This window comes from Hallella sp. (assembly GCF_037460745.1).
Lineage (GTDB): Bacteria > Bacteroidota > Bacteroidia > Bacteroidales > Bacteroidaceae > Prevotella > Prevotella faecis.
In genome coordinates this window covers 21,165-34,453 of the sequence record NZ_JAXVAE010000096.1, presented here as the reverse complement: position 1 = coordinate 34,453, position 13,289 = coordinate 21,165, and the positions used below count along the sequence as shown (strand labels likewise).

The 13,289-nt window shown below is 54.6% G+C and carries 9 protein-coding genes; 6 read left to right on the top strand and 3 right to left on the bottom strand.

Features of this window, described 5'->3' with window-relative positions; genetic code table 11:
* Positions 1-172 precede the first annotated feature (172 nt).
* Both WKK33_RS05850 and WKK33_RS05845 read right to left on the bottom strand, forming a co-directional pair.
* A complete protein-coding gene (locus WKK33_RS05850) occupies positions 173-1,684 on the bottom strand; it encodes an acetyl-CoA hydrolase/transferase C-terminal domain-containing protein (protein ID WP_337469516.1) in 1,512 nt (503 codons plus the stop codon).
* Between the two features lie 91 nt (positions 1,685-1,775).
* The gene (locus WKK33_RS05845; RefSeq protein WP_337932911.1) at positions 1,776-2,156 is read right to left on the bottom strand and encodes a helix-turn-helix domain-containing protein; all 381 of its coding nucleotides are present in this window, start codon (positions 2,154-2,156) and stop codon (positions 1,776-1,778) included.
* 219 nt (positions 2,157-2,375) lie between these two features.
* On the opposite strand from WKK33_RS05845, the gene WKK33_RS05840 reads away from it, so the two are divergent.
* The 4 genes from WKK33_RS05840 (at position 2,376) to WKK33_RS05825 (ending at position 6,420) form a co-directional block, all read left to right on the top strand.
* The gene (locus WKK33_RS05840; RefSeq protein WP_337932910.1) at positions 2,376-2,825 is read left to right on the top strand and encodes a cupin domain-containing protein; all 450 of its coding nucleotides are present in this window, start codon (positions 2,376-2,378) and stop codon (positions 2,823-2,825) included.
* A 120-nt stretch (positions 2,826-2,945) separates the two neighbouring features.
* The gene (gene cysS, locus WKK33_RS05835) at positions 2,946-4,433 is read left to right on the top strand and encodes a cysteine--tRNA ligase (protein WP_215759307.1); all 1,488 of its coding nucleotides are present in this window, start codon (positions 2,946-2,948) and stop codon (positions 4,431-4,433) included.
* A gap of 133 nt (positions 4,434-4,566) precedes the next feature.
* Positions 4,567-4,713, top strand: coding sequence for a hypothetical protein (locus tag WKK33_RS05830; RefSeq protein WP_337932909.1), 147 nt, complete (start codon positions 4,567-4,569; stop codon positions 4,711-4,713).
* A gap of 729 nt (positions 4,714-5,442) precedes the next feature.
* The gene (locus WKK33_RS05825) at positions 5,443-6,420 is read left to right on the top strand and encodes a DUF5030 domain-containing protein (RefSeq protein ID WP_337932908.1); all 978 of its coding nucleotides are present in this window, start codon (positions 5,443-5,445) and stop codon (positions 6,418-6,420) included.
* 156 nt (positions 6,421-6,576) lie between these two features.
* Here the strand turns inward: WKK33_RS05825 and WKK33_RS05820 are convergent, their stop codons facing one another.
* Entirely contained in the window at positions 6,577-9,441 is a 2,865-nt protein-coding gene (locus WKK33_RS05820) for a family 43 glycosylhydrolase (RefSeq protein WP_337932906.1), read from the bottom strand.
* A gap of 241 nt (positions 9,442-9,682) precedes the next feature.
* Here WKK33_RS05820 and WKK33_RS05815 point away from each other — a divergent pair, with 241 nt between their 5' ends.
* Both WKK33_RS05815 and WKK33_RS05810 read left to right on the top strand, forming a co-directional pair.
* Positions 9,683-11,194: a GH3 auxin-responsive promoter family protein gene (locus WKK33_RS05815; protein WP_215759311.1), complete on the top strand. Its 1,512-nt coding sequence runs from the start codon at positions 9,683-9,685 to the stop codon at positions 11,192-11,194.
* Positions 11,195-11,344: 150 nt separating this feature from the next.
* Positions 11,345-13,285, top strand: coding sequence for an Ig-like domain-containing protein (locus WKK33_RS05810; protein ID WP_337932929.1), 1,941 nt, complete (start codon positions 11,345-11,347; stop codon positions 13,283-13,285).
* Positions 13,286-13,289 lie beyond the last annotated feature (4 nt).

The window sequence follows — 13,289 nt, the reverse complement described above, 5'->3', positions numbered from 1 at the left end:
TCTAAGAGAATAACCTTGGGTCCCCAAACAGCATTGCCCTTCCTTGCGCAATGACGACCTATGAAGCAAAAACAGCATTGTCCGTCCTTGTGCAATGACGACCCATGAGGTAAAAACAGCATAGGCCATCCTTTTTGTGGGATGGCCTATGCGGGTATGAAAGGGGGATGGATTATTTCAGATACTCAGCGAAATCGGTCAGGCGCATGTCGCCCTTGCGCAGGAAGGTGTCGTGGAAGGCCAGCGCAGCGGTCATGCTCTGGGGCTCGTGGCCCATGGGGGCGATGTGAGCCAAGTAGTCGCGCAGCAGCGGGCGGTACTCAGGATGAGCGCAGTTCTCTATGACCTCATGTGCACGGCGAACAGGCCCCTTGCCTCGCAAGTCGGCCACCCCCTGCTCGGTGACGATCACATCCACGTCGTGCTCGGTGCTGTCCACGTGGCAACACATGGGCACGATGCACGAGATCTTGCCGCCCTTGGATACCGACGGCGTAGTGAACACGCTGATATAGCCATTGCGCTCATAGTCGCATGAGCCACCAATGCCGTTCATCAGGGCCGATCCGCAGATGTGGCTCGAGTTCTCATTGCCATAGATATCACACTCCACAGCGGTGTTGATGGCGATGACGCCCAATCGGCGAATCACCTCAGGCGAGTTGGCCACCTCGCTCTGACGAATGGTGAGGTGCTTCGAGAAGTAGTCCATGTTGGCGTAAACCTCCTGCAAACACTCATTGGTGACGGTCATGGCCGTAGCCGAGGCGTCCATCACCTTGCCCTCAAGCATCCAGCGGATGGCCGCATCCTGCACCACCTCACTGTAAACGTTGAAGCGTGGAATGCGCGGATTGGATCCCAATGCGGCCAGCACGGCGTTGCCCGTGGCACCCACACCACTCTGTATGGGCAGGAACTGCTTCGGGATACGGCCCGCCTTCATGTCGTCGACGAGGAAGTTGGCCAAGTGGTTTCCGATGGCCGAGGTAAACTCATCCACCTCCTTGAAGGCGCGCGCCTCCTCGGGTATGTTGCTCTCTATGACGCCCACAATCTTCTTGGGGTCGATGCTGATGTAGTTTTCGCCAATGCGGTCGTAGGGCTTGATGACCATCATCGGTCCGCGTCCCGATCCGTTGTCGCCCGGCTCCCACGTATCGTGTAGGAATTTTGAGTTGGGATTGTGGAACGTATTGTGCTCCAGTATGACGCGTTTGGCAAGCCTCGCAGCGGTAGCGGCGATTCCTCCTGCCGACGTGAGGTAGGCACGGCACTCCGACTCGCCCTCCACAATGTCCGACACCTCAATGACCGCCCAGTCGAACTCTCCATAGAAGCCATGTCGCATGCGCTCGGCCATGTGTCCCAGGTGCATGTCCTCATAGTCGATCTCACCCAGGTTGGTGTGTGTGCGGAAGTCCTTGTTGGTAGAGAACGGTGCGCGGAAGAGCAACGCATGCGCATTGGCCATGTCGCCTTCCACACTCTGGCACGACGAAGCGCCCGTGTAGATGCCTACTGCAAAAGGTTTTCCGGCCTCGTGTTCCTTCACGGCGCGCTTACTCAGTTCACGGAAGATGGCCTTTGGATTGCCGTTGGGCGTAAAGCCGCCAAGGGCCATCTTGTCGCGGTCATTGATCATGGCCGCAGCCTCGGCTGCTGTGATTCGGGGGTATCTCATAATAAAGGTAATGGGGAATTTGCTGATTGTATAGCTGATTGTTCTGTTAATTCGATGGGGTTAATAGTTTCTCGCACCTTGGCAATGGCCGTCATGTGGTGTCGGGCTCGATGCCCTGCGCCCTGTCGCGCACAATGTCCGCCATGTTATCGGCCGCCCAGTTAATGAGCGAGTCGACCAATGGGATGAGCGTCAATGCCCTTTCGGTGAGCGAATACTCCACTCGCGGAGGCACCTCCGCAAACACCTTCCGGCAGATGAGCCCGTCGGTTTCGAGAGTGCGCAGGGTAGTGGTCAGCACCTTCTGCGATATGTCGGGGATGGCACGGCGCAGTTGGTTGAAACGCATGGGCGACAAGCCGTTGCGGTCCAGCGCATAGAGCACGAGCAACGACCACTTTCCGCTGATGCGAGCCAGCACGTTGCGGATGGGGCAATCCATAAAGACGGTTTCCTTAATGACCTTGGGCATGGGTTAACCAATGTTTTTCATTATTAGGCTACAAAAGTAACCTTTGGCAATGGAAGACAAAAGTCAAATGCGTTAATAATAGTTAAACATCCAAAACTTAACCTATTGTTGCTCAACAATGGTTACGCAGAGGTAACCATGTTACGCCAAAGTGCCTTCTTGTGGGAGCGTCCGAATTGGCTTAACTTTGCCATCGCAAACCAACAAAAACAAAACAACATGAAAGAAGCAAAGATTATCAAGTCGCTGACCAACGCCACGGCAGCAACGTTTGGCCCCATGAGCGAACTCAACCAGTATGAATTGCAACTCGGTCCGGAGGTGAAGATCCCCGGAAAGGTGTTTGGCGGCGCGCTGTTGGGCGCCACCGGAGGCGACTTCTCCTTCCAATCGTTCGCTCCAGGCAGCGAGACCGGTTTTCTCCACACCCACAAGACGCATGAGGAGCTCTATTTCTTCCTCAGCGGAACGGGCGAGTTTCAGGTCGACGGCGAGGTGTTCGCGGTAGGCGAGGGTAGTGTGGTGCGCGTGGCGCCCGCTGGCAAGCGCTCGGTTCGCAACAACGGAACGGAGCCGCTCGTCATGCTCTGCGTGCAATATCGCGGTGCCACATTCACCGCCGACGACGCCACCGACGGAGTCATTCTCGGCGAGAAGGTGGTGTGGTAACCCCCATGTCGCCACCTCTTTTAATGCTTTTTCCCTACAAAAGGGTATCGAAAGGTTCTGTTTCTCAAGATTATTAGCTACCTTTGCAACACCCAACACAGTAGCAAAACATTAGCAAGCATGAAACAGAATCTTTTGATTTACAATACGCTGACACGCTCGAAAGAGCTGTTCAAGCCTCTCCACGCCCCCCATGTGGGCATGTACGTCTGCGGTCCCACGGTTTACGGCGACCCGCATCTGGGCCACGCGCGCCCGGCCATCACCTTCGACGTACTCTTCCGTTACCTCAAACACCTGGGCTACAAGGTGCGTTACGTGCGCAACATCACCGACGTAGGCCACTTGGAGCACGACGCCGATGAGGGCGACGACAAGATTGAGAAGAAGGCACGCCTCGAGCAGCTCGAGCCCATGGAGATCGCGCAATACTACACCAACCGCTATCACAAGGCCATGGAGATGCTCAACGTGCTGCCGCCAAGCATCGAACCGCACGCCACCGGCCACATCATCGAGCAGGAGCAGCTCGTGCAAGAGATTCTCGACAACGGCTATGCCTACATATCAAACGGCTCGGTTTACTTCGACGTTGAGAAGTACGACCGCGACCACCACTACGGCATTCTCTCGGGCCGCAACCTCAAGGACATCATCAACAAGAGCCGCGAGCTGGCCGGCACGTCGGAGAAGCACAACCAAGCCGACTTCGCCCTTTGGAAGAAGGCGCAGCCCGAGCACATCATGCGATGGCCCTCGCCATGGAGCGACGGCTTCCCCGGATGGCACTGTGAGTGCACCGCCATGGGCCGCAAGTACCTGGGCGCCCACTTCGACATCCACGGAGGTGGCATGGACCTGGTTTTCCCCCACCACGAATGTGAGATTGCGCAGGCCGTTGCATCGCAGGGCGACCAGATGGTTCACTACTGGATGCACAACAACATGATCACCATCAACGGCCAAAAGATGGGCAAGTCGCTCGGCAACTTTATCACACTCGAGCAGTTCTTCAAGGGTGAGCACGACAGCCTGGAGCAGGCTTATTCGCCCATGACCATCCGTTTCTTCATCCTCTCGGCCCATTACCGTGGCACGGTCGACTTCTCCAACGACGCCCTGAAGGCCGCCCAGAAGGGTTACGACCGCCTGATGAACGGCATTGCCGATCTCGGTCGCGTGCAGGTGGCCAAGGGATCGTCGCCCGATACGCAAAAGGTGGTGCGCGCCTTGCGCCAGCGTTGCTACGACGCCATGAACGATGACTTGCAGACGCCGCTCGTCATCAGCGCGCTCTTCGAGGCTTGCCACCTGGTGAACCAGCTCGTCGACCACAAGCTCAAGATCTCTGCCGACGACCTGCAGGAGCTCACCGACACCATGAGCCTGTTCACCTTCGACGTGCTCGGACTGCAGAACAACCGCGGAGCCAACAACGAAGCCCGCGAGAAGGCCTACGGAACGATTGTCGACATGGTGCTCGAGATGCGCCAGAAGGCCAAGGAGGCCAAGGATTGGGCCACCTCCGACCAGATTCGCAACACGCTCACCGAAGCCGGATTCGAAGTCAACGACACCAAGGATGGCGTGACCTGGAAGCTCTCGTAGCCCCTTACTCGAGCTCATCGAGAACGCTTCCGAACACACAAAGGACACACATGAACATAAAAGTTATCCTTACAGCCATTGCGCTTGCAACCTTTACGGAGTTGCAAGCGCAATCTTTTTTAACCCACAGAAGGTGAACGGCAGCGGCAACGAGGCCATCGACCACACAACCATCGACACACCCAGCGGTAGCAAGCTCTACAACCTGCAAGGCCAAAGGCTCACCACACCGCCCGCCCACGGCGTGTATATCCTCAACGGGCGCAAGGTGGTGAAGTAGGCCAAGAGAGTTGCGACGGGTTCCATTCGTCCAGTTTTTTGGTTAAAAAGTTGTGTTGGAATTTTGCGCGAGATAGACAACGAAAATGCCATTTTTGCGCCATCGTAGCGCCAAAAATGAGAGATGCGCGTACCGTTAGGCATGTATCGGGTTGCGAAAGATGCCAAACCGAGCCACCGTTGGGAAGGTATCGTCTTACGATCGGGCATGTTTCGCAATGCGAAACATGCCCAACGGCAATGCGTGAGGTCAAACTCTGAGTGTAGAATTATCGGAAATCATCACAACCATTTGAACAACAACGTGTTACGTAAACACACCGGGAATTGCATATTTCGGCCAAATAGTTCCGTGAAAGAAAAGAAATGTGTAGTTTTCACTATAGATTGTTGGCTTAATTCACGTTCGTCCAACATTGGGCATAACGCTTCAACCTGATGCCTTCGCAGGCTTCTCCTACCAAGATTTCTCTCAGATTCATCCACATTGGAGTGATGAAGGATGCTTGTAAGTATTTACACTCAGAAGCGGTGAAGCCATCTGAAGCCAAAAACTGTCAGAAGTGAACAGAAGTTCAAATCATCTCTAAATGTCAGGTAAGTCCATTTTATTAACATTTACAATATCTAATAATTAAATAAAATGTTTATCTTTGCCCTCAAACTATATTATAATGAAGCTGATCCTGATGGGGATATATGCGAGTAAAATAACAAAAATCCTTTGGATATGTTAAATCGTTTTCTTTTAAAGACTATTTGGGTGGCAAATGTCTGCTTAATGCCGATAATCGCTATTGCCCAGAGCGACTATGTTTTTCCTGATTTAGGCATGGAAAATCAAGTTCGCATATACAATCACACTTGCCACCTTCAAGTACACAAATGGCTTAAGCAAAGTCATTTCAAAGACAGTGTTACTGTTAAGGAAATGAAAGAAGCCTTCTATCAGAACTACAAGTATGCCACAAGCAATAATCCTTATGCGGGATTCGATTCATTGACGGCCCCTTTTATTGGAGGAAACAATTATCCGGCAGTTATCATAACGGAAGTGATGAAATCATGTCCTGAAAAAAGATTAAGACCATTTAGGGGAATTTGGAGAAACACAAATCTACTATTACAAAGTCTAACAGATACAAAGGGACAGGAATGCCCAAAACACATTGCCCAAATAGCCAAACGTTGGCAACATTTGTCTGATTGGTATCATGGCGATGTCGTATGGCTTTTTTCGCCCAAGAATTACATGGGGTTCATTGTCTCCGGCCATCCTGCCGTTTCAAGTTTCTACGATGGCACACAGGTAGCATACAATTATTACTCTGGCCCCACAAACTTCTTCCAATGTTTCAACCAACGCGTTCTCGATGGCGACTGGCATGCAACAAGTGATATCAGCACATTCGCATTGAGCAACTTTCTTAATCTTGCAGTAGATATCAGAAACATCGAATGTCAGTTCTCTGTTCTTCTACACGAAAAGGCAAGGGGGGAATATACATTGGAGTTGTTGCTGCCACAAGAACCTGACCAGAACGTACGCATTGCATTTTCTGAAATGCGCTTTGAAATTGAACATTTGCCAACAGATTTTTTTCTACCTTATTACACAGCCGACTTCCGCACCATGATGGGACGGTATTATTTGGTTACGGTTAATAATAACGGATGGATAATAAAAGATTACATGGACATTCCCTAACAAGAAGTAGCCAAGAGATAGTGCCATTCGGATCATCGAAACCCACTTAACCCCAAGAGCTCCCCATCTTCCGAAGAGAGAAGATGGGGAGCTCTTTATCAATGTCGAAACATGGTAACGCTTACCGTCGTTTCCACGGGCACAATGCCCCACACGCTACTTCACAACATATTTCTTTCCGTTCTGCACATATACTCCGGGACGCAGACCGCTGAGCGACAATCCCACACACTGACCTTGGAGGTTATAGACCTTCGGGTCGGCGGTGGCTCGGCGGTTGGCGATGGGCGCCACGATGCCCGTGGGGGTGAAGTTGTGCTCGCGGTTGGCGGCCATGTTCAAGGCACGCACATCGGTGCGCGTCAGCACACGGTTGAATACCAACAGGTCGTCGAACGACGCCTCGGCCGATCCCCAGAACGATCCGTAACCCAAGTACATATTGGAGCAAGAGGCCACAAAGTCGACCAGTTCGTTGTAGTCGAACTGTGCCTTGGTGGTGATGCTTGTGCCGTTTTGCGAGCCCGCCACGGCGCTGAGGTTCTTCTGCGAACCATCAACATAGAGCTTCACACCGTCGGTGCGCGACACGGTCATGGTGACAAACGCCCACTTGCCAGCATTGAGATAGCCCGTCGTAACGGTCGATGGATGGTTGAGGTCGATCCAGTTGCCCGTATTGTTGTTGTAGCCCACATAGGCGTTGCCCGTCATGTAGAAGCGCGCCTGCGATAGGGGGTTGAAGAAACTGAACAGGCAGTCCCACAGGTTCTCGTCGGTGAGCCGTGTCCAATACGACACGGTGAAGCCATCGGTGAGCGTGGCACCGTTGAGCGGGTTGTCCATCTGCACATAGCTGGCGTGTCCGCTGGCGCCAAACTGGGTGTGGACAAACTGTCCGCTGCGCTCGTGGTCGGCCTGCAGCGAGGGCACGGAGGCCCCCGACTGGCCCTTCATGCGAGCCACCTGGGCCGAATCGAAGGCGTTGACGATCGGACGGTTGTCGAAGTTGTAATAAGCCACGGTGCCGCTCTCTATGTCGGCCTGGTCCGGAATGGTGGTCTTGCGCACGTTCACCGAGAAGGTGTCGACACACTGCCAGTCGCCCGAGGTGAGCGTCATCACGAGGTCGACAGGCATGTTGTCGGCCGTCATGGCCTCGGGGTTGTAGTGTCCATCGTCGCTGAGGATCGTTGGGTTCGACGATTTCCACGCGACGCTCACATTGTCGTAGCCTTGGGTAACGCCATAGAGGTTCACGTTGCTGTTGACGGTCTTGCCTTGGCCCACAGGCATGGTGGCCGTGCGGAGCAGGTACGACAAGGCATAGGCGTCCGCCATCTTATAGCCCCAAACGGTGGCCGCCGTGCCCACTCCGGTAAAGGCGATGGCCTTGATGGTATAGGGCTCCATGTGCTGCTCCACCACCACGGCCTGGTAGGCGTCGCCTCCAGCCTTGAGGGTCATATACGAGGTGCCTTCGGTGAGGCTCCAGGTGCCGGTGAGAGCGCCCGTCACCTTACCGTCCTCGGTGAGGGTCACGGCGATGGGTTTCACCGTCTCGCGGTTTTTATAGTCCACTCCCTGCTTATGCACGAGCACCTGATAGGTTCCGGCCAACTCGTGGGCGCTGAAACGCTGGCGCGTGGCAATGCTGTCGTCGTTGACGGTCTCGCCCGTAAACTCGAAGGGGGCGGCGGCCAACCAGCCGTTGCTCGTGGTGAACAGTTGGTGAACACGCACCGTGTGGCCTTCCGACCCGTCGTTGAAACGGGTGTGGTAAATGAGGAAACTGCGGCCCTGCGCATCGGTGATGGCCGAGTTGTGGCCCTGCGACAGCTCGCCTGGCGTGCTGAAGGAGGTCTTCTTTCCGGTGGTCATGAACCCCCAGTTCTCATAGTTGCCGAGAATCTTCTCGCCGCGGAAACTGCCGTTCGTGCCATAGTTCAAGAGATAACGGTCGAAGAGGGCCGATGTGCCCTTGGGGTCGACATAGGGCCCGTCGGGGTTCTTCGAGCGAAACACCTCCATCTCGTAGCCACCATCGGAGGTCAGTCCACCGTAGGACATGAAGAGGTAATAGTAGTCGCCAATGTACTGTATGTACGATCCCTCGCCCGAAGCGTAGTAGCCACCGGCTATCTTCTTGCCGAAATAGGGGTCGGAGGTGTAATTGGCGCCACTTCCGACAAGGGGATAAGTGGCGTCGTAGTCGCGCAAACCGGTCTTGGCGTCGAGCTTGAGCATGAATATTCCGCCCGACCATGAGCCATACGACATCCACAGCTGGCCGTTCTCATCGTAGAACACGCAAGGGTCGATGCAGTTGGGCCATGTAACGCCCCACTTGTCTTGCTTGTTGTAGCGGCTGGGCAACGAGGCCTGTGTGCCTACGACCTGCTCGAGGTCGGTGTTCTTATACGAGTTGGCGTTCTTGCCATTGAACCCGCCAATGACCACCGGCCCTTGGTAAACATAGGGACCATTGATGTTGTCGGCGGTGAGCAGCACCACGCTCGAAGCCCAGTTGTCGCCGTTGATGCTGAGGTATTGGCACCATTTGTTCATCACCGGATTGTAGATGATATCGGGCGCCCAGAGGTTGCCGTCGACATTATAATCCTTGGAAGCCAGGGCCGACCAGGCCGCCGCATCGAAGTTGGGCAGGCTGATGGTACGGCCTGCGGCGGTGGTGAGGCTCGTTACCTGCGGATGGGCAAAGGCCTCCTGGTTGGTGGCTCCCGGCACGATGGCCCCACCAACGACCGTTCCCCAGGGTATGGCGGGCGCTATGTGGGTCCATTGGTAAAGGTCGGCCGTGCGGGCTTGCGCACGGTGCGAGCCAAAGATGTAATACTGCTGGCTCTGCGTGTCCCACACCACCGAGGGGTCATGAACCGAAACGCGCTTGGGCGCCTCTGTGGTGTAGAGGGTCATGGCTTCGGAGCGCGTCAGCGTGTGCTGGGCCTGCGAAGTGAGCGACAAAGCCGAAAGGAGTAGAAGGGTAGATAATTTCGACATATAGCTTAGTTTTTTAGATAGCTTGGTTGATGGTTGCAAAGGTAAGGCAAAATAACCAAACGGAACAAAAGAAAGGCGAGAAAATAAGTGTTTTTCTACGTTTATGCCATTCCAAACGTTATGGTCTACAGGTCGGTGGGGGAGAGGGGGCAATCGTTTCCAATCATTAAAATAACTAAATTTTACTATAATATCAAAGTTTTAGGGTAACTTTGCACCTTAAATATAAGTCATTAAACGCATGAGTTTAACAAAAATAGTGGGCCAATTCTTTAAGCCCCGCCAGTATGCACTGGAGAAACACTACACCCAGCCCGAGGCTTTGCAAGAAGCCGTGCTGCGCCACTTACTGGAAAGAGGCTCCAACACCGAATATGGCCGCAACCACCTGCTGTCGCCCAAGAACAGCTATGAGGAGTTTGCCAAGAATGTTCCGATCAACACCTACGAGGAATTGAAGCGCGACATCGACCGCATGCGCCACGGAGAGGCCGACGTGCTGTGGCCCGGACAGGTGCAATGGTACGCCAAATCGTCGGGAACCACCAACGACAAGTCGAAGTTCATACCTGTCTCGGCCGAGGGATTGCACGACATCCACTACCAGGGTGGCAAGGACGTGGTGACCTTCTACCTCCGCAACAACCCCAACAGCCGACTCTTCGACGGCAAGTCGCTCATACTGGGAGGCAGCCACTCGCCCAACTACAACGTGGACGGATCGCTCGTGGGCGACCTCAGCGCCATCCTCATCGAAAACATCAACCCGCTGGTAAACCTCATGCGAGTGCCCAGAAAGCGCACGGCGCTGCTATCAGACTTCGAGGTGAAGCGCGACCGTATCGCACAGGAGTGCCTGCATAAGAACATCACCAACATATCGGGTGTGCCCTCGTGGATGCTCAGCGTGCTCGTACGCGTCATGGAGCTGTCGGGAAAGAAGCACCTCGAGGAGGTGTGGCCCAACCTGGAGGTGTTCTTCCACGGAGGAATAGCCTTCACCCCCTACCGCTCACAATACGAGCAACTCATCACCTCTTCGAAGATGCACTACATGGAAACATACAACGCCTCGGAGGGATTCTTTGGCATACAAGACGACCCCACCGACCGATCGATGTTGCTCATGCTCGACTATGGTGTGTTCTACGAGTTTATTCCGCTCGAGGAAGTGGGACGCCCCGACGCCACGGTGGTGCCGCTCGAAGGGGTGGAGATTGGCCGCAACTACGCCATGGTGATAACCACCAGCTGCGGATTGTGGCGATACATGATTGGCGACACGGTGGAGTTCACATCCAAACGACCCTATAAGTTCATCATCACAGGACGAACAAAATACTTCATCAACGCCTTCGGTGAGGAGCTGATCATGGACAACGCCGAGAAGGGACTGGCCTACGCCTGCGAGAAAACGGGCGCACAGGTGCTCGAATACACCGCCGCACCGGTCTACATGGACAAGAACGCCAAGTGCCGGCACCAGTGGCTCATCGAGTTTAGCAAAGACCCCGACAACCTGGAGCGGTTCGCACAGGCGCTCGACGAGAAGTTGCAGGAGCTCAACTCCGACTACGAGGCCAAGCGTTCGCACAACGTGACGTTGCAGCACCTGGAGGTGGTGAAGGCCAAAGAGGGACTGTTCAACGACTGGCTGAAGCAGAAAGGACGCCTCGGCGGACAACACAAGGTGCCCCGACTGAGCAACTCACGAAAGAACATGGATGAGCTGCTGGAGATGAACAAGGGCTAAAAACCCATGGGGAAACGGCAACCGCCATCGTGGGGAAACGGCCACACAGCGCCGCAACCCACGGATAATCAGTAAGAAAAAGCCAATTAGAAGATGAACAACAAGACAGATAACAGCAAGCAGCTACGAAAGGAAAAGCAGACGGTGACCATGCGCGCAATCAGCCTGCTGACACTTTTCGTCGCCACACTCATGCTCATGTCGTGCGCCAAGATGGGCAGCCCCGACGGAGGATGGTACGACGAGACGCCGCCACGCGTCATCGGTTGCTCACCCGCCGACAAGGGCGTCAACGTCAACCGAAGACATATCTACATCAACTTCGACGAGTTCATCAAAATAGACAACCCCTCACAGAACGTCGTCGTGTCGCCACCGCAGCTCAACCAGCCCGAAATAAAAGGGCAAGGAAAGCGCATCAGCGTGGAGCTGCTCGACTCGCTGAAACCCAACACCACCTATACCATCGACTTCTCGAGCGCCATCAGCGACAACAACGAGGGAAACCCCATGGGCAGCTACACCTATAGCTTCTCAACGGGCGACCATATCGACACGCTCGAGGTGTCGGGATATGTGGTGGAAGCCAGCAACCTGGAGCCCGTGAAGGGCATTCTCGTGGGACTCTACGACAGCATCTCGAACGACTATTTCAAGAAGAAGCCCATGCTGCGCGTGTCGAAGACCGACGCCAGCGGACACTTCACCATCAAGGGCGTGGCGCCCGGAACCTACCGCATCTACGCCTTGCAGGATGCGGATGGCGACTTCGTGTTCAGCCAAAAGAGCGAAATGGTGGCTTTCCAGCACGAACGGGTCGTGCCCTCGTTCAAGGAAGACACACGACAAGACACCACATGGCTCGACTCGCTACACATTGCCAGCATCAAAACGGTGCCCTACACCCACTTCCTGCCCGACAACATCTGCCTCAGGGCATTCAACGAGGTGATGACCGACAGGTATTATCTCAAGGCCGAACGAAAGGAGGCCGACCACTTTACGCTCTTCTACACCTACGGCGACAGCATTCTGCCCAGCATCACCGGACTGAACTTCAACGCCAACAACGCCTTTATCATCGAACCAACGGAGCATAAGGACACCATCACCTATTGGCTGCGCGACACCACATTGGTGAACCAGGACACGCTGACCATGGCCCTCACGCACCACATCACCGACACGCTCGGAACGCTGCAGCTGCAAACCGACACCATCAAGATCATCTCAAAGGAACCCTACGCCAAGCGAACGAAGGACCTAAAGAAAAAGATGGAGCAATGGCAGAAGGAGCAAGCCAAGCTGAAAAAGCGCGGGGAACCCTACGACTCCATCATGAGGCCCGAGCCCTTAAAACTCAACATGGCGCCCCTTGGCGAGATGGATCCCGACCAAAACATCTGGATAACGGCCAAGAAACCGCTCAACGACGTCGACACGGCCCACATACACCTCTACTCGCACCAACCCACCGACTCGCTATGGTACGCCGAGCCATACCGCATAGACCGAAAAGACTCGCAAACCTTCGTGCTCAAGGCGGCATGGAAACCCGAAATGGAATACAGCCTGGAGATTGACAGCGCCGCCTTCCAATCCATCTACGGACAAGCCTCGATAGCCATCAAGCAGGGGGTGCGCGTCAGGTCGCTCGACAAGTACGCCACGCTCCTCATGACCCTGCAGGGCATGGAGGGAAAGCCTGTCATCGCACAGCTGCTCGACGGATCGGACCAAGTGGTCAAGGAAGCAACGACCCACAACGGGCAGGCGGAGTTCTTCTACCTCAAGGCGGGCAAATACTACATGCGAATGATTCTCGACGAAAACCAAAACGGCAAGTGGGACACGGGCGATTACGACGCCGACCGGCAGCCAGAGAAGGTCTACTACTATCCCGAGACCATTGAGTGCAGGGCCAAATGGGACCTCACGCTGACATGGAATCCCAACGCGCGTCCCTTCAACAAGCAGAAACCCGAGCAGATAACCAAGCAGAAAGGCGAAAAGGCCAAGAGCATCAAGCACCGCAACGAGGAGCGAGCCAAGAAGCTGGGCATAGAGTACATACCAAACAACAACTTGTAACACT